Origin of the sequence: Methanobrevibacter sp., from assembly GCF_017431965.1 — an archaeon.
Classification (GTDB): Archaea; Methanobacteriota; Methanobacteria; order Methanobacteriales; family Methanobacteriaceae; genus Methanocatella.
The window spans coordinates 1-22826 of sequence record NZ_JAFRKB010000017.1 but is presented as its reverse complement, the minus strand read 5'-3'; the positions used below and the strand labels follow the sequence as shown (position 1 = coordinate 22826).

The following is a 22826-nucleotide window of genomic DNA, read 5'->3' as shown; positions in this document are numbered from 1 at the left end:
TGACCGCTTCAACATTTTTCTCCCTTACTTCAAGATAGATGGCATCGATTCTAAGTAAAGACAATATTCCAATTGCCTTTAGAAGCAGTTCCGTTCCGGCACCCATTCTACGGTAATTTTTATCAACGGCTATTGAGATGATGTGGCCCTGATTTTCATATTTAATCCAAAACATTACATAACCGATTACATAATCGTCCTTTTCAGCCACTAGAAAACCAATGCCCATTTCATATAACTGTTGAAACATGTTTATTCCATATGATTGGTCAAATGACATGTTTTCTATCTCAAAAACCCTCTTTAAATCTTTTGGAACAAACTTTCTAACTTTCATACTAAAAAATATTATACAAAACAATATATTTAATAGTTTGTATTAAAAAAATTAATTTAAAGGAGTAGAAAAATGTGGCAAGATTTTGGAGAGTATATCTTGAATGAAGTTGGGGATAGGAAAGTCAAAATTGCAGAAATTGCAGTTGGAAAATTTGACATGATATCCAAGATGCTATCTGAAAAAGACAATATAACTTTAATTAAAACAGATATCGCTCCAGATAATGAAAGTGTTATAAAGGACGACATTACAAACCCAAATCTTGAATTATACGAAGATGTAGACATCATTTATTCTATCAGGCCCCCTGGCGAATTACAGCCATATTTGGTAAAACTTGCAAACAAAACTGGTGCAATGCTAATTATTAAACCCCTGACTGGAGAAAACTTAAATACTCCTAACGTTAAAATGCAATTAAAAAACTTTAAAAAAGCAAGTTTCTATATTTTAAGGTGATGGGATGAAAGACATACTCTCCAAATACAATACATCTCTTGAAGGATTAAACAATACACAAATACAAAAAAGACAGGCCGAATACGGTTTAAATGAACTTAAAGAAAAAAAACCCACTCCGACTTACATCCTATTTTTATCTCAATTCAAAGATATTCTAATCGCCCTTCTTTTGATTGCAGCCATTGCCGCATATGCAATCGGTGACGTAATCGATGCATGCGTAATAATACTTGCAGTATTATTGAATACAATTTTAGGTTTTATTCAAGAATACCGATCCCAAAAAGCTGTTGAAATGCTTAAAAGCATGATGGTTAAAAAGGCAATCGTTAAAAGAAACAATGAAATTGAAGAAATCGATTCCAAATTATTGACAATTGGAGACCTTGTAATTCTTGAAGAGGGAAGCAAAGTGCCTGCAGACTTGATACTAATTGAATCCAGTAACTTAAGCTGTGACGAATCACAGTTAACCGGAGAATCTGAAAGTGTCAAAAAAGAAATCAATGATAATGTCTTTATGGACTCAAACATCCTTACAGGCCATGGACTTGGAATAGTTGAAAAAATTGGAATGGAAACCGAAATAGGTAAGATTGCAGAAATAATCCAGGAAGAGGATGATGAAACTCCATTGAAACAAAAGGTTGGAAAGCTTGGAAAAATATTATCCGCAATAGCCATCGTTGTATGTATAGCCATCTTTGTTTTGGAACTCATGCAAGGAACTGAACTTGTTGAGACCTTTATGACTGCCGTTTCACTTGCAGTTGCGGCAATTCCGGAAGGTTTGCCTGCAGTCTTAACATTGACACTTGCCTTAGGAATGCAAGAGATGGCAAAATCCAATGCAATTGTAAAAAGGCTCCTATCAGTTGAAACACTTGGATCATGTACAATCATCTGCAGTGATAAAACAGGAACTTTAACTGAAAATAAAATGAGCGTTGTTGAAAGTTTCTACACAAATGAAGACAAAACAATGCTTATAGGTAAATTATGCAACAATGCAATCATTAGCGATGACAAGATTATAGGAGACCAGACCGATAGTGCCATATTAAAGCATTGCAACAGCTCAAAAACTGAACTTGAAAGGGTTGATGAAATCCCATTTGACAGTAATCGTAAAATGATGACTACTATACATAGACTAGACGATGGAAATAATATTGTTTTGACAAAAGGTGCTCCAGAAATAATTATAGACCAATGCAAATACATAGATTATGACGGAACTACTAAAATAATTAACGATGAAATCAAGGAAACGATATGTAAAAAAATTAGTGACATGAGTAGCAATGCATTAAGAGTAATCGGATTTGCATACAAAAATGAAGACGATGGAAAAGAGGAAAACTTGATATTTACCGGATTGCTTGGTTTGATTGACCCTCCAAGACCAACAGCAAAAAAAGCAGTCCAGGATTGTATCAATGCAGGAATAGACGTAATCATGATTACCGGAGATCATGAACAAACTGCTTGCTCAATTGCAAAAAAATTAGGTATTCTAACAACAGGCCGCGTAATAACAGGCAGTGAACTATCAAATTTAAGTGATGATGAATATTTAAGAATCGTGAAGGACATCCAAGTTTATGCAAGAGTCAAGCCTTCACAAAAAATGAGAATTGTGGAAACTCTTAAAAAATTAGACAATGTCGTTGCAATGACCGGTGATGGGGTAAATGATGCCCCTGCACTTAAAAAAGCATCAATTGGAGTTGCAATGGGAAACGGAACCGATGTTGCAAAAGAATCTGCCGATATGATTTTACAGGACAATGATTTTACCACTATTGTAAAAGCAGTCAAGGAAGGAAGAAAAATATTCGACAATATTAAAAGATTTGTGAAATTCCAGGTATCCACAAATGTAGGTGCCATTTTAACAATAGTTGGAACATCACTATTATCCCTTCCGATTCCATTTAACCCCGTGCAACTGCTTTGGTTGAATATTGTGATGGATGGGCCTCCCGCCCAAACATTAGGTATGGAAGGCAGTGAAAGAGACATCATGCGCCGCCCTCCAGAAACTGGAGACATTCTAACAAAAAATGCCTTGCTTCAGATATTCATAACCGGTCTGGTAATGGCAGTCGGAACAATTTGCGTATATGCGTATGCATTAAGTACAAAAATCCCAACAAAAAAAGCAATGACAATAGCTTTCACACTATTTGTAATGTATCAGCTTTTCAATGCATATAACGGAAAGGCGAACTCAGACAAATCAAGCAAATATTTATATTTGGGAATTTTACTATCATTCATACTTCAGATATTGATTTTATACATCCCACAACTACAAATCGTGTTCAGAACCACAGCAATTGGAATGCTTGACTGGATAGTAATCATTATCGTAGCAATTACAATCATAATTTCTGATAAAATAATGAATAAAGTGATAAAATGAATGTATTTTTATTAGGCGGTACAAAAGATTCGATTAACATCATAAAACATGTTAAAGAAAATTATGATGCTCATATTCTGACAACCACTACAACCGAATATGGTGCAAAACTCGCTCGTGAAGGAGGAAGTGATGAAACAATTGCAAAACCACTTCCAAAAGAGGAAATAATTGAAATATTGACTAATAATCATTTCGATTTATTGATTGATGCAACACACCCTTTCGCATCACACATTACACAAACCAGCGTAAGCATTAAAAATGAATTAAGAATACCTTATATTCGCTTTGAAAGACCTACCACCAACTTTGAAAATATTGACACATCACATATCCATTATGTAGATTCGTTTGATGAAGCAGGAAAATTAATCAAAGACAAGTTCCCTAAAGGAAATATCCTGCATTTTGCAGGAGCAAATACCATGGAAGATGTTTTAAAATACATCCCTCCGGAACGATTCTATCCCCGAATTTTAAAAGTGGAAAGTTCCCTTGAAAAGTGTGAAAAATTAAATGTGGATCCAAATCATATAATTTCAATGACAGGCGCTGCAACATTAAAAGAAAACATCGATTTAATTGAAAAATATGATGCTAGTGTAATGATTACAAAAGAAAGCGGTGAAATTGGTGGAGTAATCGAAAAAATAGACGCCGCCAATGAAAAAAATATTGCAGTAATCATGATTCAAAGACCCAAAATAGATAATTTGAATAAAAATGATATTGTATCTAATTTAGATGAATTAGATATAAAACTAAATACTTTTTTTAAAAAATAGATTTAAAAAACGCCGAGACTGGGATTTGAACCCAGGCGAGGGTTACCTCACAGGATTTCAAGTCCTGCGCCTTACCAGACTAGACTATCTCGGCATATGAAAAGGAATATTTAGAAGGATTCTAAATATTTATCCTTTAAGTTCAATTTCAATACTTACATTATCAGGAACGTTAACTTTCATAACTTGTCTCATAGCACGTTCATCAGCTCCAATACCAATTAAACGTTTATGAATCCTAAGTTCCCATTTTTCCCAAGAAGCTTTACCTTCTCCATCAGGAGATTTTCTTGTAGGAACAACTAATTTTTTAGTTGGTAATGGAATAGGACCAGACAAGTCAACACCAGTTCTTTCAGCAATTTTTTTAAGTTGATCGCATACGTATGCTAATTTTTCTGGGTCTGTTCCAGTAAGCTTAATTCTTGCTTGATTCATTTATTTTCCTCCAAAAAACAAAAAGAAAAGAAAGTATAAGAATACTTTCTAATTATTGTTTACAAACTTATTTTGCTGGGGTAACTTTAAGACATAAACCTGCAGCAACAGTTTGACCCATATCTCTGATAGCAAATCTTCCCATAGGAGGAATGTTTTTAGCTTCTTCCATAACCATAGGTTTGGTAGGTTTGATTTGTACGATAGCAGCGTCACCAGTTTTAATGAAATCTGGTTTATCTGGTAAAGGTTGACCAGTAGCAGGGTCAATTTTGGAAGTTAAGTCTAAGAAAGTACATGCAGTTTGGGAAGTGTGACAGTGGAATACAGGAGTGTATCCAACGGTAATTACACCAGGGTGTTGTAATACAACAACTTGTGCAGTAAATTCTTTAGCTACAGTAGGAGCATCGGAAGTGTGTCCAGCTACGTCTCCTCTTCTGATATCGTTTTTACCTACACCTCTTACGTTGAATCCGATGTTGTCACCAGGTTCAGCTTCTTCGAATACTTCGTGGTGCATTTCGATAGATTTTACTTCACCGGAAGCTCCAGCAGGTTCGAAGATAACGTTTTCACCTTTTTTCATGATACCAGTTTCAACTCTTCCTACAGGTACAGTTCCTACACCAGTAATGGAGTAAACGTCTTGAATAGGAATTCTTAAAGGTAAGTCTACAGGTTTTTCAGGTGGAGTTAATTTGTCTAATTCATCCATGAGAGTGTCACCTTTGTACCAAGGCATGTTGTCACTTTTCTCTTTAATGTTGTCTCCTTCAAATGCAGACATTGGGATGAAAGGAACATCAGCAGGGTTTCTACCAATAGATTTGAGTAAAACACTTACTTCTTCTTTTACTTCGTTGAATCTGTCTTCACTGTAGTTTTCCATATCCATTTTGTTAACAGCAATAATTAATTGTTTAATACCTAAAGTCATGGATAAGAACATGTGTTCTTTGGTTTGTGGCATTACACCGTCGTTTGCAGCTACTACTAATACAGCTGCGTCAGCTTGGGATGCACCAGTAATCATGTTTTTAACGAAGTCTCTGTGTCCAGGACAGTCTACAACAGTGTAGTCGTATTTTTTAGTGGAGAATTTTTGGTGAGCTAAGTCGATAGTTACTCCTCTTTCTCTTTCTTCTCCTAATTTGTCCATAACAAATCTGAATTTGTCTTCTCCTTCATCTAATTGTTGTTCAGCGATTGCACCAGCTTTTAATAATAAGTGTCCAACTAAAGTGGATTTTCCGTGGTCAACGTGTCCAATAAATGCTAAGTTAATATGTTCTTTTTCTTTTGCCATTATAATAACCTCTTTTGTAATATTAACAAACAATATCTATAAGCTTAAATGATAGCTTAAATTTACTTTATACATTAACATATAAATAGATAATGTTTTTTTAAATAATTTTAATTAAAAATATAAAAAAATTAAAAAATATAATTTTTAAATTTTAAGTTTATAAATCACCTAAGTAGTGGCTTGCAGGGAATGGTTCTGCAGATAAACCTTTTCTTTGTCTGATTTCTCTTACGATTTGATTTTGCATCTCACGTGGGAGTGGTTCAAATCCAGCGATTTCAGTAGACCATAAACATCTACCTTCAGCAGCAGATCTGATGTCTCCAGCGAAACCAAACATTTCAGCTACAGGTACTTTGGATTCAATTCTAGCCATGTCACCAGTTTCTTGACCCATATTGACAATTTGGCCTCTTCTGTTTTGAATCTCACGAGTACATGAACCCATGTAATCATTAGGAGTATCGATAACTACTTTTTGCATTGGTTCGAGTAATGCAGGTTCTGCAAGCATCATGGAACCTAAGATTGCGTTTCTGATTGCAGGCAATACTTGTGCAGGTCCTCTGTGAACTGCGTCTTCGTGAAGTTTTGCATCATTGAGTTTGAATTTTAATCCCATACAAATTTCCTCACCTAAAGGACCTTTTTTCAAGGTTTCTTCAAATCCTTCAAGTAATAACTCTTTTACTTCATCCAAGTATTGAATACCACGAGTCATATTAAGGAATATGCTTCTGTTATGAACAGCCCATACTCTTCTAGCTTCCTCTTTATCCAAACCGTATTCCATGAAGTCGTTAGCAGATTCTTTACCTTTAACTCTGCCTTCTTTGATGTTTCCTTCTTGAATAGCTTCAAAGAGCTCAGGTTCAATAGGTTCAACAGTAATGTAGAATCTGTTGTGTTTGTTAGGGGATTTACCTTCAACTTGTGGAGAGAGTTTTCTTACAGTTTCTCTGTATACAACAATAGGTTCAGAGGTTGTAATGTCTACACCTTTTTCACTGATTCTGTAACCGATAACTTCTAAGTGAAGTTCACCCATACCGGATACTAAGTGTTCACCGGTTTCTTCGTTAATTTCGATTTTGACAGTAGGATCTTCTTTACCAGTTTGTCTTAATACTTCAATTAACTTAGGTAAATCTTTAGTATTTTTAGCTTCTACAGCTACAGTAACTACAGGTTCTGATATGTGTTCTAATCCTTCAAACTCTTTGATTTTGTCTTCAGGAGAACATAATGTTTCACCAGCAATAGCTCCTTTTGCACCAGCAATGTATACAATGTTACCAGCAGGAACTTTATCAGTGTTAACTCTTTCAGGACCGAAGTATACACCTACTTGTTGTACTCTGGATTTACCGTGAGAACCGACCATGTAAACTTCTGTACCTTTTTCAATAGCTCCACCGTATACCCTACCAGTTGCGATTTCACCAGCGTGTTTATCTACAGACACGTTGGTAACCATTACTGCTAAAGGTCCATCAGGAGAAGTTTCAATCATACCAGCACCAGCAGGAGATTCGACATCCCCATCCCAGATGTTAGGTACCCTGTAGGTTTGAGCTACTTTAGGAGAAGGTAAGTGTTCTACTACCATACCGAGCAATACATCGGATAATGGTACTTTTTGAGCTAATTCTTTTTCATTATCAGCATTACAGTAATCAATAATATGTTTGAAATTAATTCCAGTTTCTTGCATGGTTGGGACATTGATAGCCCAGTTGTGATATGCGGAACCGAAAGCTACACTACCATTAGTGAAGTCTAATGCCCATTCATCTTTTTTATCTTCAGGAGCCATATTTTTGATTAATTTATTAGCTTCCATGAAAATGTTAATGAATCTTTTTTGTAATTCTTCAGGTTCTAACTTTAACTCGTTGATTAATCTGTCAACTTTGTTAATGAATAAAACTGGTTTTACGTTTTCTTTTAATGCTTGTCTGAATACGGTTTCAGTTTGAGGCATAATACCTTCTACAGCACAAACTACTACTACTGCACCGTCTACAGCTCTCATTGCACGAGTTACGTCCCCACCGAAGTCAACGTGACCTGGAGTATCGATTAAGTTGATTAAGTATTCACTATCTTTGTAATCGTGTACCATAGATACGTTAGCTGCATCAATAGTAATACCACGTGCTTGTTCTTGTTCATCAAAATCTAAGAATCTTTGGTCACCAGCAAGTTCTTCGGAAATCATTCCTGCACCTGCTAAAAGGTTATCAGATAAAGTGGTTTTACCGTGATCGATGTGAGCACAGATACCAATGTTTCTGATTTGTGTAGGTTCATACATTAATTCTTTGATTTTTGCAATCATTTTGTCTCTTCTACTCAAAATAACCACCTATGTAAACATAATACGATTAGTGTGCTGCTTTAGCAACTCTTTCTTTCTCTTCAGCTTTTCTTAAAGCAAAACTTCTTGAATCTTCTTCAGAAGCAAGAATCAATTCATCAGCTAAACATTCAGCAACAGATCTTCTGTTTTTGAATGAAGATTGTAAAGTACCTCTAGTTAAGAATCCTAATGAAAGGTCTACTCTTCTTTGTGGAGAAATGTCTACAGCTACTTGGTAACCGATTCCACCGTATTTGATACGAGTAGTTTCTTCACGAGGTGCAGTGTTTTCAACTGCAGTAACTAAAACTTGAACCGGATTCTTTTTGGTTCTTTTGTGAATAATTTCTAATGCATCTTTTACGATGTTGTAAGCTTTATTCTTTTTACCGGAGTTGAGATGAGTTCTCATAACTTTGTTGATTAATCTTTCAACAATAGATACTTTAGATTTTGCAAATTGTCTTTTTACATGTCTACCAGAAGTATGTGGAACTAAAGTTTCATCTAAGCAGATATATTTAACTAAACCTAAGTCCTCAACTTTTACTTCATCGAGATCCCATTTATCAAATAATTTACTCATAAATATAACCACCTTATCTTACAGGTTTTTCTATTTTTCCACTTACCATTTCTGATAAAGCTACGTTATTAACTTTGGAAACTTTCCAACGAACTCCTGGAATATCTCCCATGGATCTTCCAGATGGTCCACCGATTCCTTCAATCATCACTTCATCGTGCTCATCGATAAATCCAATAGCTCCGTCACCTGGTGCGAAAGCAGTTAATTGTTTACCGTTCTTAATTAATTGAACACGAACACATTTACGAATAGCAGAGTTAGGTTGTTTTGCTTCTATCCCTACTTTTTCGATTACAATACCTCTTGCTTGAGGAGCTCCTTCGAGAGGATCCGCTTTAACGTCTAACCTTAAAGCTCTTCTTTTGTAATCTACATCTTTCCACTTAAAATTTTGTCTATTTCTTTTAAGTTTTTTTGCAGCAAAAAGTCCTGGCATATTTTTTTCCTCTAATCTTTTTGTTAAAACATATCTAAGAATCCACCGCTGCGATTTATACTATAGTCTATAGTACAATCTAAATTCAAAGATATAAATCAGTAATAATAATTAATTAGATAAAATACATTATCTAAAAGAAGATATCTTGAAATAATTATTAAAAACGATGACAAAAAGCACACATAGTCATGTTATAAAACAGTACAGATATCTTATGATAAAATATATATTTCAACCTTTATAAAGGTATGTATTTAATATTTATAGGTCATAAAAAAAACGAAATTATTTGTTTTATTTTTAATTTCTTATATTTTTTAACCATTTCTTATCAGAATTCCTTTTAATAATTCTTATTCTTTACTTATTGTTTATTAATATGTGTTTTAGAATAATTCCCAAAAATAAAACTTTTTTAATGAGAATTAAATTATAACAAATAGGTTGAATTATGGTAATTAACCAACAAACTTTAAATTAAATAATTTTCTTATTAATTAACTGCATCAGTCTATTTTAAGGAGTTGACCAGTTTTAATGATTCACTGATAACTTGCCACATGTCCAAATATTTATACATTCCTAAACGTCCGCCAAAGATTACTTTATCTTCCTTTTTGGAAAGTTCAACATATTTATCATATAATTGTGAATTTTTTTCATCGTTCATTGGATAATATGCTTCTTCACCTTTTGACCAGGTTATTGGATATTCTTTTGTAATGATTGTTTTTGAAGAAATAGCATTCTCAAAGTGTTTATGCTCAATTATACGAGTATATGGTGTTTCGGCATCAGTATAGTTTATTACTGCATTTCCCTGAAAATTATCAATATTTAATGTTTCAAATTCGAAATTTAAACCGCGGTATTCAAGTTCTCCATAACAGTAATCATAATATTGATCAATCATTCCGGTAAATACAACCTTATCTGCAATATTCAGCCATTTTTCTTTATCATCAAAAAAATCAACATTTAATTTAACTTCAACACCATCGAGCATCTTTTCAATAATTTTAGTGTATCCTCCAATCGGAATACCCTGATATAAATCATTGAAATAGTTATTATCAAAAGTAAATCTTACAGGCAATCTTTTTATAATAAAAGAAGGTAATTCGCTGCATTTCCTTCCCCATTGTTTTTCGGTGTAACCTTTAACTAGTTTTTCATAAATATCTTTCCCAACCAATGAAATTGCTTGTTCTTCAAGATTTTTAGGATTATCTATATTAGCCTCATTTTTTTGTTTTTCTATCATCAATTTAGCTTCACTAGGTGTTTTTACACCCCACATCTGATAAAAAGTATTCATATTGAATGGAAGATTATACAGTTCACCGTTATAGTTTGCTACCGGAGAGTTAGTGTATCTGTTAAAATCGGCGAATTGATTAATATAATCCCAAATTTTTTTATCATTAGTGTGAAAAATATGAGCGCCATATTTATGAACATTAATATTTTCGTTTAGTTCAGTATATGCATTTCCCGCAATATGGTTTCTCTTTTCAATAACTAAACATTTTTTGCCAGATTTTGTCATTTCATATGCAAAAACAGCACCAAAAAGCCCCGCTCCAACAATTAAATAATCATATTTCATTTATTACACCATCATATATCAAACTGAAATTATCAAAAATCTCATTTATTATCACAAGTCAAAAGATAATTCAATAATCTTTTTTTAGAGTTTCTATCAAAATATTTTTTGCTAAATGTTCTTTCTTCCTTAAATCCATTGCATACATAATGTAATTCTGGAGAGAAATATTTGCACCATTTACTTTTTTGAATATCCGGATTATTGTTCAAATAAAATCCTATATCAAAACATTTACTATTTTTTAAAGCTTTTAAAAGACGGAAATTTAATGATAATTCCCTAGGATTTGATTTTAAAATTAAGTACAAATAACCCGCAGGTGATAAAAACTTTTTAGTTAATGTATTATTTTTAAGATAATCAATTTCAGCATGTTTGTTGCTTATTTCTTCTTTAAAACAGCTGATACAATACTTATCCCGATCACTTTTTGATAATTGATAGGTGTGTTGTTTATTAATAATTTCTAATTGATTCTTCTGTTGTTGTATAACTTTATTTTTACGGTTAATTTGTGAAGTAGCTTCCGCAAGTTGGTTGTTAAAATCATCTTCCTTTTTTGAAAAATCATTTCTTAAAGAATTAATTTCATCATTTACTAAAGAAAGTTGATTATTCAGTATAAATTTTTCTTTTGCAAAATCACACTCTTTTTTATTGAAATCAGACATTAACCCATCAATTTGATTGTCAAAATCATTTCTTAAAGAATTAATTTGATTATCCAAATCCAATTTTTCTTTTGTAAAATTGCTCTCCTTTTCATTTAAATCGGTTGCCATTTCATTAATTCTATTATTATTATCTTGAAGTTCGTTTTGAAGTTTATTGATTGTTTTATCCTTATTAACTAACTTATCCTCGAAATTTTTAATTTTCGCATTATTTAAATTCAATTTAGATTCAAAACTTTTTATCTGCGTATCCTTAAGATTTAATTTTGATTCAAAACCATCAATTTTACTATCTTTATAATTAATTTCATTATCCTGAATCCGGATTTTTTCCTCATACTCTTTAATCAAACCTGTTTTATCCGAAATTTCTAATTCATAGTCATTTAACTTTTCATTGAAAACATTATTTTTATTAATGTATGAAATTAAGAGTTTATTTTCAATTATACTACTTGATAAATCCAAATCATTTAATTCTGAACCATTAATTTCTTTACTGATAATGTCAATTCTTTTATTGTTAATTGGTAGTTTATTATACAATATTGTAATATCTTCAATAAAATTAATTTTCATTATTCCAATGTGAGAATTTTCCTCTAAAAAATCTTCAATACCTGTTAAAACGCCATTTTGAGAAGTATTTTCTTCACAAGCATGGTAAAATCCATCAAAAATGGTGATTTTTTCATCGTTATAACATACAGGCAATTCTTTCATGAATTCCTTCCTAAATTCTTTAGGAATAATATTCGGATTGGTATAGGAATCCCTTCTTTTATTAGGAAATCTGTTGTTACAAATAAAAATCAATGGAAAATCATCATTGTTATTCTTAATAATATTTAATTCTGTGAAAATGGTATACCAATTTGAATCATCATCAATGAAAATTGCATCATAATTATTCAAGCTCGGAAGTACATTTAAAGGATTTCCATTAATTACCTCAAAATTTTTAATTTTATCTGTATTTATTAAGGTATAATTGGCATTATAACTTAAAATAGCTTCAATTAAATTTTTGTCTTTAACTCCAGAAATGATAATATCTTTTATTTTAAAATTTCCTAAAATATGCGGAATTATATCATAATTATAAATTTTAAACATGATTAATCATCTCCTCTAAGTAATTTAATGGTTTGATCTTTTTCTTCAATGATTGATTCTAAAATTTTAATTTCTTCATTTAAAAGTTTAATATTGTTTTCTTTTTCATTAAAGGTTAATTTAACCATATCAGTTTCATTCTGTAAAAATTTAACTTTATTTTCAATTTCAACTAATTTATTATTTAATTGATTGATTTCATTATCTTTATCAGAGATGCTTTTCTCCAATTCATCAATCTCAGAATCCCGTTGAACAAGAATATTCGCCAACTCATCAAACTTAACACCTAAAGAATTAAACTTCTCCTGCTCCTCAACCAACTTTTCATTCAAACTATTATAAACCTCATCTTTATCAGATATGCATTTATTCAAACCATCAATCTCAGAATCACGCTGAGCAAGAACACCCTCCAACTCATCAAACTTAACACCTAAAGAATTAAACTTCTCCTGCTCCTCAACCAACTTTTCACTCAAACAATTATACTGTTTAATCTTATCAGAATTAACTAATTTCAACCCTTTAATATCATTATCCTTCTTAGATACAAGTTTATTCAATTCAGCAACCTCAGAATCACGCTGAGCAAGAACACCCTCCAACTCATCAAACTTAACACCTAAAGAATTAAACTTCTCCTGCTCCTCAACCAACTTTTCACTCAATTCATCATTACTGGCAATAATTCCATTTAATTCATCAATTTTATTAGTTAAATCCAATAGTTCCTTTTTATTGCGAGAAATAATGTCTTTAGATTTCTTTTCATTATTTTTTAAATCATCAATAGTCTTATTTTTATCATCTAAAACTTGTTTATATCTTCCAAGCTCTTCACTTAATGAAGAAATTTTATCATTATCCTCCTCTTTTAATAGCTTAATCAGATTATCATATTTATTGACTAGTTTATTTTCTGATTGATTAAACTTATCCAGGTTAGATTCCAATTCTAATAACAAATATTCTTTTGTTTTAGTATTTTCTTCTTTAAAAAGATTTAATTCAGTGCCTAATGTATTAATTTTATTGTTGAAATCTTCAAATTTATCGTCTACTGATGAATCAAAGTTTTTAAAATTATCTTCAAAATTTTTCATTTCCTTAAAAAAATTTTCTATATCATCCAATAAATTATCTAAATCTTCTTTTGATTTAACCATATCCATAACCTATCATATCATTTAGAAAAATAATTATATTGTTAGTATATTTATTAAAACAACAATATATACATATTAGTATAAATCGAAATTATGCTCAAATGATAATTATTAATTGATTTTTTTATAAAACAATAATCCGATTATGTAAAACCGTATCTAACAATAAATTGGAGATATATAAGTTTAAAACTTTTTAAACATATTCAAAGGTTTTTAAAATATATAATATGTTATATTTAAATAATATGGGAAGTATATTTTAAAGTATATACTAATTAAGAGCGTTTTTAAAATTAAATAGCCACAAATAAATAAAAAAAATAGTGAAAATATATGTTTAATGAAAAATCAAAATTGGTTGAAAAAAATTATTGCCCCATCTGCAATAAATATGTTGAGTTTAAACCATTTGGCCCTTCTAAAAGAAAACGGGCAGAATGTCCATTATGTGGATCATTAGAGAGACATAGACTCATCTATTTATTGTTTCAAAATAAATTTGGGAAATTGCTTAACGAAAAATCTATCAAATTACTGCACTTCGCACCCGAAGAAGTATTTTACAATTATTTTAGCAATCAGCAAAATATTGATTATTATCCGGTAGATATTAATCCAGAATTGTTCGAATCAACTAATATTAAGATAAGGCAAAAAGTCAACATGGAAAACATGCCTTATCAGGATAATGAATTTGATTTTATTTACAATGGACATGTTCTACAGTGTGTTGTTAATGATACAAACGCCATAGAAGAGCTTTATAGAGTTTTAAAACCGGGGGGAGTTTGTATAACTCTAGTCCCAATAGACAACTCACTTGAAGAAACACTTGAAAAAGAAGAGTATAACACACCCCAATTAAGAAAAAAACATTATGGAGATAAGCATCACAAAAGAAAATACTCTATGGATATTGTTGATAAACTTGAACATTACGGATTTGATGTTGAAATAGCAACTGATGAAGAAATATTAGATTTTGATTTAGAAAAACCATTATATAACATATTTAAAAATAAAATTTTCATTTGTAAAAAAAATAATAAATGAATAAAGAGGAACTATTTACTATGATTTAAAAGTTTTATTTTTAAATCTTTATTCATTTCATTCAACTTTGAATTTTCATGATTTAACTTATCTTGCTCATCCAGGCATATTGATTCTTCAATTTTTTTATTATCTTTAATTAAATTATTCAATTTCCTCTTCAATTTTTCATTTTGATTTTTCAGTTTAGTATTCTCAAAAAATAAGTCAAATTCTTCAAAACTTTGAGAATTTATGACATTTTCAAAAAACTTCTTATTAAAATCATTGAGATTTTCCATGAAATCGTCATAAAAGTCTTGATTTTTAATAGAAATAAAATCTTCCTTTAGATCATAATAATAAACTAATTTAGATGCTTCCGGCAGATTATTGTATTTTATGAAGAATAAATTAAATTTTCTATTTAATAATTTTTGCCTATATCTCAAATTCCCTTGGAATTGTTTATTTTTCTTATTTAATTTTGTAGTTTCATTTTTTATATAACTTAAATTAAATTCAAGATATTTTTCTTTGTATTCTTCATAAGAATTACAGGCATTTAATAATTCAACAGTCTCCAATAATTTTTTAGGAATAATTTCATTATCAAATATGTTTATAGTATTTAATTCATCTTTTGCTTCGAAGAAATAATCGGAGTTATTTTCCACCAATATCTTATTTAAAATATGGAATACTCTAAAATAATCATATTCCTCCTGAAAATTAACAAAATAATTATTATCTTTACCAAAAACTTCCATGACTAGCTCATAAATCTCTAAACTTCTAGATTTGATGGAATAATTTAAATATTTAATAAATTTAGGTTTATAATATTCTGATAATGGATATAATCCAACATCTTCAAAAATATCAAATGTATCTTTATAATGTCTAATATAATGTAGTTTTTTTGTAGGATTGTTAACTTTAGAATATGGCCTTCCAGGAATTGGGAACATGTATGCGTAAAAATCGACAGGAACTCCATAAATAACATCAACCTGTGCTAAAATTTCCGCTAAAAAAACTGGATCCTGACCTCTGATTAAATCTCTAAATCGAATATTGTTCTCATCTAAAAAAGACTTTTTATATATATTCTTATAAAATGCCCATGGAACTCCATATTTAATAGGTTCAATTGTGCAGAATTCATCAAAACAGTAATAATTATGCTCAGGACAGTTAGGATTATCCATTAAAACTCTTCTCTGAGTGAGTTTTTTTAAATTTCCACAGACCATATCTGCATTATTCCTATTCGCCACATCATACAACAACTCCAATGATTTTTCATCTACAAAAATATCATCTGCATCTAAAAAGCCAATATATTCCCCTTTTGCTTCATCCATTCCATAATTCCTGGCTTTACCAGAACCCTGATTTTTTTGATTAAAAACACGAATACATTCATGTTTATTTGATAACGATTCTAAAATCTGTGCAGAATTATCTGTAGATCCATCATTGACACAAATAATTTCAATGTCATTTAAAGTTTGTTTTAGCACACTATTAATTGTCTCTTCTAGATATTTTTCCGAATTATAAACAGGAATTATGATTGATATTTTTACCATGATATCACTACTACATCAGTTTTAATTTTCTAACTGGAAATAAATTTCCAAGTCTTAAGATTGTTAAGGGGTTCATCTAATTCTTCAACCTTTTTCATCCTAGATTTTAAAGCACTATTCTCTTTTTTTATCAGTGCATTTTCTAGCAATATTTCAAATTCTTCAAAATTATTAGAATAAACCACACTTTCAAAACGGTCCCTATTAAATATGTATATATTTTTCATACAATCATCGTACTTTTCATGATCAACCAATTTAGAAAAATCTTCTTTCAGTTTATTGTAAAAATATTCCTTATATTGATCATGAACTTGCTCATATCTCATAAATACCAAAGTAAATTTTCTATTATACAATTTTTTCTTATATTTTTCAAGATATCCGTGGTCTATAAATCTCTGTATGATTAAATTATTGATTGCAATTGTACTTGTAAAACGTTGATCTCCCGCTCCTGTTGATGATTTAGAATGCCTCCTCCTCGTATACAAAATTTTATCATAGAAATACATTCTTTTTGCATGAAAAATAATGCCCCAATAGAAGATATTATCATGAAAAATAAGTCCTTCTGCGAATTTAGAACCTGTAGAAAGTACAAATTCGGCATTATAAAATTTACACCAAGGAGTTACATTTACTTTAAAGATATAATCGCCTAAATCATCAAAAGAAAATACTTTATCACCAACAAATTCATATAATTCATCCATCAAATAAATAGGAGTATCATAATAAGAATCAGTATCTTCATCATAATTGATTGCTTTAAATATTAAAAAATCAAGATTTTTTTCTTCAGATATTTCATAGCACTCTTTTAAGGCGTTTAAATCCAATATGTCATCAGCATCCATGAAATAAATATATTTTCCTTCAACATAATCCAAAGCATAATTCCTTGCAGCACCACCACCATTATTTTCCTGATGAAAAATTTTCATGTTCTTATGAGTGTCTGCAAAATCATTTAACATTTTCCAGGAATTGTCGGTAGATCCGTCATCCACACATATTATCTCAATATCATCAAGAGTCTGATTGAAAACTGAATCTAGAGACTCCTCCAAGTATTCTTCAGCATTATAAACGGGAATAATTACAGAAACTTTAAACATGATACCCTCTATGACAATTTATTAATTTTATCAGTTAATTGCTTATTTAATAAAAGCATATTTTCATTTTCTTCTTTTAATTTTTTAATATTGCTATTAACATCAAAACGTTTTTTTCTAATTTGCTTATTTTTATGCAATTCCTGAGATACCTTTCTTTTTAATTTATTATTTTCATAAAGTAATTGTTTTTGTTCTAATTTTAAATCAAACTCAGTGTAAACTTCAGATTCAAGAACTGCATCAAAAATCATTTTTTCTTCGTCAGTTAAAGTATTTAGAAAATCTTCAAAGAACTTTTCATCATCAGCAAGTTGAACATAATCCGCTTTCATCCTATCAAAATATTCTTGCTTGAACTCCTCATTAATGCCATTATACCAGTGATTTATAGTCCCTATTTTCTTATCAAACAAATTTTCTTTGAATTCCTCAAAAACGCCGTATTTTGTAAAAACATCCCAAATCAAACCACAGATAGGAATATAATCCATGAATTTCACACCACCTGAAGTGGTTGAAGATGAAGAATACCAGCGCCTTTTAAATAAATGTTCTCGATGAAATGCTATTCGCTCAGCGGCGAAAAAGACATCAAAGAAAAACACATTATCATCAAAAACGTAACCCTCAGGGAATCGGATATTATTCTTCATGATAAACTCCCTATTGTAGAGCTTACTCCAAGGAGTTACAGTAATTTTAAATGTGAAATCTTTAACTTCTCTCCAGTTAAATACACGGTCTCCGACAAAATCTGCTAAGGCATTCATACTATAATTTTCCGCCTCAACAAGCTCATTTTTATCCATGTAATAGTTAATTGCTTGAAATATTACAAAATCAACATTTTTTTCTTCAGCAACCTTATAAGTATGCTCAAATGCGTTCAAATCCAAAATATCGTCAGAATCCATTAAAAATAAATATTTTCCTTTGGCAATATCGATTCCACGATTGGAAGCAACAGCATGGCCTCCATTTTCCTGGTCAATTACAATGAAACGGTCGTCTCGAGCTGCATATTCCTTTAATATTTCCAGAGAGTTATCGGGTGACCCATCATTGACACAAATAATTTCAATATCTTTAAATGTCTGATTTACAATACTGTCCAAACATTCGCCTAGAAACTCTTCAACATTATAGACCGGAACAACAACTGAAATTTCAACCATTAAATAACCTCTTATTAAATAAAAAAAATACTGATATCCTTAAAACGATATGAATATTGTTATAACAATATTATATTTGTAAATAATATGCATATAAAACTTTGTATACTAAATTGCTTTCAGATTTAAAATCAAGAACATTTAATTAAAAAACCAGTTCCAATTTTTATAATTATGAACATACAACACAAAAACAATAATCTGAAACTATTTTTAAAAAATATTGGATTAAAATGGAAATTAAATAAAATAAATGAAACTTAACCAGAATATTGAAAAATAAAAAATCCATCAATAAACTGGCATGCAATCATCATTATTTGCATTTTTAAGTTCATCCAACTGTCTTTTTAATTCTGCATTTTCCTGTTTAAGGGTTTCCAACTCATTGTTTGAATAATCACTATCTTCACTAAAAGGCAACCATTCAATATGAATATTAACAATTTGAGAATCTTTCACATCCATTTTATAGGAAAACGGATTTCTAAGTGAAATCAATTTATTATCATTAAAAATATTTTTCCCATCAATTTCAAATTTTGTGTAATCTATGTAAATCGGGACAGGATTTCCATTTTTATCCTTATAATTTATAGATCTTAATTTGATTCTTAAGGATCCGTCTTTTATAACCCTCAATTTTAAATCAAGTGATGATTTTGAACTGTATAACACAAGTTCCTTTCTTGAATAACCCCGAGTCCATTTTGGATGGTTTGACCTTAATTCGTCATCAGAACTTTCTAAAACCACAACAGAACTATATTCACCACCTAAATTTTTAATATCAACTCTGATTCTGTTAAATTTATCTAAAAGATAAGATGAATAAGTTTTTAAAGAATTATCCGAATCTGAAATTGAATACTTGTTCATCCAATCCATAAAATTTGGTTTTACAAAATCATTGGCCATATTGACATCTTGAACTACATTCATAATCTGAACTGCTGAAATAATATCCCTTATGTTGACTCTATGATTCGGATATAAACCAAGTTTGATTTTATAGTATATTTCGCTTGGGAAATATTTTGAAAAATCATTTTCAAATTCCTTTGAATCAAAAACTCTTTTAAATTTATCTAAATTGGATGTGAAACTAATTTTTTTTGCAGGTCTAACCTCTTCGATTTCAGGACCTTCAATAAAATCATATTCCGGCATTTCGAATGGAGATATCCTGTTAATCTCATCGGCAACTTCAAGGGTATCTGAACTAATTTCTCTGCCACCTTCAAATTCAATATCCAGCAATTCCGGACAATAACGTTTAAAAATCAAGGCAATCAATATCTTCTTATCACCGACCCCACTTTTATCTATTTTTTGCAAAATTGGGTCGGATAAAGGTGTGATATCCATTTCATTAAACAATAAACTTTCAACAATATTCTTTCCGAAATGATGGCGGGCCCTACCATACCTGTAAAGCAATGAAGCGAAATTTTCATAAAGATAATCCTCATCATATTTTCTGGACAATATTTCAAACTCATCGTCCACCAACACTTCACAAGATTTGAAAAATGTTGGATTAAATTTGTATCCTGCTCGAGAAAGGGATTTTTTGTAATCATCCCTATTTAAACTGAAAATAGGATTTGTATTACCCTTGATTAATTCTCCGCCGTGACCACATATCCTAAACATTGGTTCAACAGGAATTGTTTTTCTTAATGTGGCCTGCTTTTCGAAGCCTGATTTTGCATACATGCAACGGGCAACAGAATTATCATAAGACATAGGTATGAAATTATATTCCAAAGTTTTGTTTAATTCGAAGCCGAACCTGTCGGCAATTTTGCCAGCTATTATTAAATCTTCATTTCTTCTTTCGGCAGTATTGGAGCTTACCCTAACTTTAGTTAAGTCAATTTTTGCATTTAGCCAAATTGCTGCAACAACTCTTGTATCGAATCCCCCACTGAGGTCAAAAATTAAGTTATTGGAATTTTTACGCAAACCTCTTATGATTTCAACCCATTTTAAAAACCAAGAATCCAAAATGTCCAGCGCTTCCTTTGAAATGAGTGGAACATGATGTTCTTTCATGCCAGAATCTTTAAATAAAATTTGCGGGGCATTCTTATCTATTACTACTTCAACATCACTTGGAATCATTTTTATTTCTTTAACCAGAGTTGGTGTACATAGGCTTGAGCATAATGTTTGAAGCAAATAATAATTCGCATAGTCCTTATCAAATGTGATTCTTTCATGCTTGTCACGGAGATGCTCCACCAGTTTTAAAAAGGAATTGGATACAGCAAAATAATCATCATTTGCATAAACATATATCCCGAAGGATCCCAAATAATCCTGATGCAATGAAACAAAATCATTTCGACATTGACGAAGACATAAGCACCAATGCCAGATAACCTATCGTAATTCTTTTTACTTTCTAAAATCAGACCATCATTATCTAAGCCATAACCATATAATCTTGTATTTACATAACCAAGATTATCAGAATCAATGACAAAAAAATAATCCTCCATTATTTCACCCATCAACAACAAACTATGAACTATTCCAATTTATTTTTTATACAACTTTCCTATTTCACAGGAGGGTTTGAAACCTAATTTATCATATAATGCAGTTGATTCATTAGTATAATTAGTTAAAAATATAGTTTTGCCTTCAGAAATGACTTCATTACATAGCTTACTGCATACTTTAGTGCCTAAACCTTGATTTCTGCAGCTTTCATCTGTTATAATATGAGATATGACCGCTATTTTGTCACCTTCAGCACATGTTGCGGCGTGGGATATGATTTTACCATTCTCCCTAATGATAAAATTCCTACCGTAATTATTTTCATTTTGTTCTGCGATTTGCTCTTTTAACTCCTCGAATGTGTAATAATTTCCAAATGCAGAGTCTGTTAGAACCAATCTTGAAATTTCATCATAGTCACTTTCTGTTGCACGTTCCACAGAGCTATTGTCACATTCATAATACTCATTCAAAGCTCTGACGCTTCCATAAGTTGCATTATATTCTTCACTATCCAGTAATTTAAACAAATTCTCAATCAGGAACTTTTCTGCGCAAATGATTGATGGATTTTCCTCTGCAATTAGATTTATAATATTGTCATAATCACAGTTCTTATTTTTTGAAAATATGTGCATTCCGGAATAATATTTTAAAACTACTGAAGTAATTTCATCATCTTTAAAATCCAGCCATGATTTAACATTTTCATTTGTTACTCCATATTTCATCAAATCCAAATAAAGATATAAACATTTATTGTAGTCATCACCAATGTAGTCTTCAATCAGGCGTTCATTTTCTTTTTCCACTTTTTTAAACATAATATCATCCTACTGCAAAATAAATTCATTTATCTTCCAAAACATCTTTCATGGCTTCAACCAGAATGCCATTATCAGTTTCATCTCTAACGGCAAGGCGAATATATGACTTGCCAGCACATCCTTTTTTATTTGATAAATCTTTAATAATCAAGTTATAATCATTTAACAATATTTCAGCTAACTTTCTACTGTCAATATCACCCAATATTTCACACATCACGTAGTTAGCCTGTGAAGGAATTGCCCTGACATTTTCTATTGAGTTTAAGTCATTTGTAAACTTGTCCCGCACTTCCTGATACTTTTTAATCCCCTTATCGAAATCATCCTGATATTTCTCAAATATCTGCAAGTAAAATTCCGCAAAGGAATTGATATTCCATATTGAAACGTCTGATTTGATGGTCTGCATTAATTCTGAATCACTGCTTGCCAGAACACCTAATCTTAATCCTGGAACTCCAAATGATTTAGAAATACTCTTCATCAATATCAAATTAGGATATTGGGCCAATATTTGCTCTGAAAAGAATGTGGAATTTTCCTCAGTGGCAAAATCAATGAAAGATTCATCTAGAATCAATGTGATTCCTTGATCCTGACACCATTTTGCCAATTTAAGTGAGTTTTCTTTGCAAATATAATTTCCTGAAGGATTATCAGGATTAATCAATAAAAGAACATCGATGTCCTTATCTCCAAAAAACTCAATAAGGTCATCGTAATCATATTCAAAATTATCATTTTGAGGAATGAATCTGACAAGGTCATCTTCTGATTTCCTATTTGAATATTCTTCAAAAGTAGGAATGATGACACCCAATCTTTTA

General features: G+C 30.8%; 20 protein-coding genes and 1 tRNA gene. 4 read left to right on the top strand and 17 right to left on the bottom strand.

Features of this window, described 5'->3' with window-relative positions; all coding sequences use genetic code 11:
• On the bottom strand, positions 1-337 hold a 337-nt coding region (locus IJI93_RS01800; protein WP_292819068.1), incomplete at its 3' end, for a GNAT family N-acetyltransferase.
• A gap of 72 nt (positions 338-409) precedes the next feature.
• Between IJI93_RS01800 and IJI93_RS01795 the strand changes: the two genes are divergently transcribed.
• Genes IJI93_RS01795 through cobK form a run of 3 tightly spaced genes read left to right on the top strand, consistent with a single transcriptional unit; the run spans position 410 to position 4018 of the window.
• Positions 410-799 carry a UPF0146 family protein gene (locus IJI93_RS01795; RefSeq protein ID WP_292819065.1) on the top strand — a complete coding sequence of 130 codons (390 nt, stop codon included), beginning with the start codon at positions 410-412 and terminating at the stop codon, positions 797-799.
• Between the two features lie 4 nt (positions 800-803).
• Positions 804-3230 carry a calcium-translocating P-type ATPase, PMCA-type gene (locus IJI93_RS01790; RefSeq protein WP_292819062.1) on the top strand — a complete coding sequence of 809 codons (2427 nt, stop codon included), beginning with the start codon at positions 804-806 and terminating at the stop codon, positions 3228-3230.
• Complete coding sequence (gene cobK / locus IJI93_RS01785; protein ID WP_292819059.1) at positions 3227-4018, top strand: precorrin-6A reductase; 792 nt, start codon at positions 3227-3229, stop codon at positions 4016-4018. The genes IJI93_RS01790 and cobK overlap by 4 nt, the downstream gene beginning before the upstream one ends.
• A gap of 10 nt (positions 4019-4028) precedes the next feature.
• On the opposite strand, the gene IJI93_RS01780 is transcribed toward cobK, so the two are convergent.
• The 9 genes from IJI93_RS01780 to IJI93_RS01740 all read right to left on the bottom strand — a co-directional run bounded on the left by IJI93_RS01780 (position 4029) and on the right by IJI93_RS01740 (position 13729).
• A tRNA-Ser gene (locus IJI93_RS01780) sits at positions 4029-4112 on the bottom strand.
• A 35-nt stretch (positions 4113-4147) separates the two neighbouring features.
• On the bottom strand, positions 4148-4456 hold the full coding sequence (gene rpsJ, locus IJI93_RS01775) for a 30S ribosomal protein S10 (RefSeq protein WP_042691424.1): 309 nt from the start codon (positions 4454-4456) through the stop codon (positions 4148-4150).
• Between the two features lie 67 nt (positions 4457-4523).
• The gene (gene tuf / locus IJI93_RS01770; protein WP_292819056.1) at positions 4524-5765 is read right to left on the bottom strand and encodes a translation elongation factor EF-1 subunit alpha; all 1242 of its coding nucleotides are present in this window, start codon (positions 5763-5765) and stop codon (positions 4524-4526) included.
• A gap of 160 nt (positions 5766-5925) precedes the next feature.
• A complete protein-coding gene (locus tag IJI93_RS01765) occupies positions 5926-8127 on the bottom strand; it encodes an elongation factor EF-2 (protein ID WP_292819053.1) in 2202 nt (733 codons plus the stop codon).
• 28 nt (positions 8128-8155) lie between these two features.
• A complete protein-coding gene (locus tag IJI93_RS01760) occupies positions 8156-8716 on the bottom strand; it encodes a 30S ribosomal protein S7 (protein WP_292819050.1) in 561 nt (186 codons plus the stop codon).
• Positions 8717-8729: 13 nt separating this feature from the next.
• Complete coding sequence (locus IJI93_RS01755) at positions 8730-9155, bottom strand: 30S ribosomal protein S12 (protein WP_149730666.1); 426 nt, start codon at positions 9153-9155, stop codon at positions 8730-8732.
• A gap of 514 nt (positions 9156-9669) precedes the next feature.
• Entirely contained in the window at positions 9670-10767 is a 1098-nt protein-coding gene (glf, locus tag IJI93_RS01750; RefSeq protein ID WP_292819047.1) for a UDP-galactopyranose mutase, read from the bottom strand.
• A 41-nt stretch (positions 10768-10808) separates the two neighbouring features.
• Complete coding sequence (locus tag IJI93_RS01745; RefSeq protein WP_292819044.1) at positions 10809-12560, bottom strand: hypothetical protein; 1752 nt, start codon at positions 12558-12560, stop codon at positions 10809-10811.
• A 2-nt stretch (positions 12561-12562) separates the two neighbouring features.
• Positions 12563-13729, bottom strand: a complete 1167-nt coding sequence (locus tag IJI93_RS01740; RefSeq protein ID WP_292819042.1) for a hypothetical protein — start codon at positions 13727-13729, stop codon at positions 12563-12565.
• Positions 13730-14065: 336 nt separating this feature from the next.
• Here IJI93_RS01740 and IJI93_RS01735 point away from each other — a divergent pair, with 336 nt between their 5' ends.
• The gene (locus tag IJI93_RS01735) at positions 14066-14785 is read left to right on the top strand and encodes a class I SAM-dependent methyltransferase (protein WP_292819039.1); all 720 of its coding nucleotides are present in this window, start codon (positions 14066-14068) and stop codon (positions 14783-14785) included.
• 11 nt (positions 14786-14796) lie between these two features.
• On the opposite strand, the gene IJI93_RS01730 is transcribed toward IJI93_RS01735, so the two are convergent.
• The 7 genes from IJI93_RS01730 to IJI93_RS01700 form a co-directional block, all read right to left on the bottom strand.
• Positions 14797-16359 carry a glycosyltransferase family 2 protein gene (locus tag IJI93_RS01730; protein WP_292819036.1) on the bottom strand — a complete coding sequence of 521 codons (1563 nt, stop codon included), beginning with the start codon at positions 16357-16359 and terminating at the stop codon, positions 14797-14799.
• Between the two features lie 29 nt (positions 16360-16388).
• Entirely contained in the window at positions 16389-17480 is a 1092-nt protein-coding gene (locus IJI93_RS01725) for a glycosyltransferase family 2 protein (protein WP_292819034.1), read from the bottom strand.
• A gap of 8 nt (positions 17481-17488) precedes the next feature.
• Positions 17489-18658: a glycosyltransferase family 2 protein gene (locus tag IJI93_RS01720; protein ID WP_292819032.1), complete on the bottom strand. Its 1170-nt coding sequence runs from the start codon at positions 18656-18658 to the stop codon at positions 17489-17491.
• 291 nt (positions 18659-18949) lie between these two features.
• Positions 18950-20905, bottom strand: a complete 1956-nt coding sequence (locus IJI93_RS01715; RefSeq protein WP_292819030.1) for a hypothetical protein — start codon at positions 20903-20905, stop codon at positions 18950-18952.
• 5 nt (positions 20906-20910) lie between these two features.
• The gene (locus tag IJI93_RS01710; protein WP_292819027.1) at positions 20911-21165 is read right to left on the bottom strand and encodes a hypothetical protein; all 255 of its coding nucleotides are present in this window, start codon (positions 21163-21165) and stop codon (positions 20911-20913) included.
• A 39-nt stretch (positions 21166-21204) separates the two neighbouring features.
• Positions 21205-21993 (bottom strand): GNAT family N-acetyltransferase, encoded by a 789-nt coding sequence (locus IJI93_RS01705; RefSeq protein WP_292819024.1) that lies wholly within the window; start codon positions 21991-21993, stop codon positions 21205-21207.
• 25 nt (positions 21994-22018) lie between these two features.
• Positions 22019-22826 (bottom strand): aminotransferase class I/II-fold pyridoxal phosphate-dependent enzyme (locus IJI93_RS01700; RefSeq protein WP_292819021.1); only part of this gene is annotated, 808 nt, incomplete at its 5' end.

What these genes read in the sequence shown, in the direction of transcription:
- IJI93_RS01795 (WP_292819065.1), top strand. Translation starts at nt 410, where the DNA reads ATGTGGCAAGATTTTGGAGAGTATATCTTGAATGAAGTTGGGGATAGG.
- IJI93_RS01790 (WP_292819062.1), top strand. Translation starts at nt 804, where the DNA reads ATGAAAGACATACTCTCCAAATACAATACATCTCTTGAAGGATTAAAC.
- cobK (WP_292819059.1), top strand. Translation starts at nt 3,227, where the DNA reads ATGAATGTATTTTTATTAGGCGGTACAAAAGATTCGATTAACATCATA.
- rpsJ (WP_042691424.1), bottom strand. Translation starts at nt 4,456, where the DNA reads ATGAATCAAGCAAGAATTAAGCTTACTGGAACAGACCCAGAAAAATTA.
- tuf (WP_292819056.1), bottom strand. Translation starts at nt 5,765, where the DNA reads ATGGCAAAAGAAAAAGAACATATTAACTTAGCATTTATTGGACACGTT.
- IJI93_RS01760 (WP_292819050.1), bottom strand. Translation starts at nt 8,716, where the DNA reads ATGAGTAAATTATTTGATAAATGGGATCTCGATGAAGTAAAAGTTGAG.
- IJI93_RS01755 (WP_149730666.1), bottom strand. Translation starts at nt 9,155, where the DNA reads ATGCCAGGACTTTTTGCTGCAAAAAAACTTAAAAGAAATAGACAAAAT.
- glf (WP_292819047.1), bottom strand. Translation starts at nt 10,767, where the DNA reads ATGAAATATGATTATTTAATTGTTGGAGCGGGGCTTTTTGGTGCTGTT.
- IJI93_RS01745 (WP_292819044.1), bottom strand. Translation starts at nt 12,560, where the DNA reads ATGTTTAAAATTTATAATTATGATATAATTCCGCATATTTTAGGAAAT.
- IJI93_RS01740 (WP_292819042.1), bottom strand. Translation starts at nt 13,729, where the DNA reads ATGGTTAAATCAAAAGAAGATTTAGATAATTTATTGGATGATATAGAA.
- IJI93_RS01735 (WP_292819039.1), top strand. Translation starts at nt 14,066, where the DNA reads ATGTTTAATGAAAAATCAAAATTGGTTGAAAAAAATTATTGCCCCATC.
- IJI93_RS01730 (WP_292819036.1), bottom strand. Translation starts at nt 16,359, where the DNA reads ATGGTAAAAATATCAATCATAATTCCTGTTTATAATTCGGAAAAATAT.
- IJI93_RS01725 (WP_292819034.1), bottom strand. Translation starts at nt 17,480, where the DNA reads ATGTTTAAAGTTTCTGTAATTATTCCCGTTTATAATGCTGAAGAATAC.
- IJI93_RS01720 (WP_292819032.1), bottom strand. Translation starts at nt 18,658, where the DNA reads ATGGTTGAAATTTCAGTTGTTGTTCCGGTCTATAATGTTGAAGAGTTT.
- IJI93_RS01710 (WP_292819027.1), bottom strand. Translation starts at nt 21,165, where the DNA reads ATGGAGGATTATTTTTTTGTCATTGATTCTGATAATCTTGGTTATGTA.
- IJI93_RS01705 (WP_292819024.1), bottom strand. Translation starts at nt 21,993, where the DNA reads ATGTTTAAAAAAGTGGAAAAAGAAAATGAACGCCTGATTGAAGACTAC.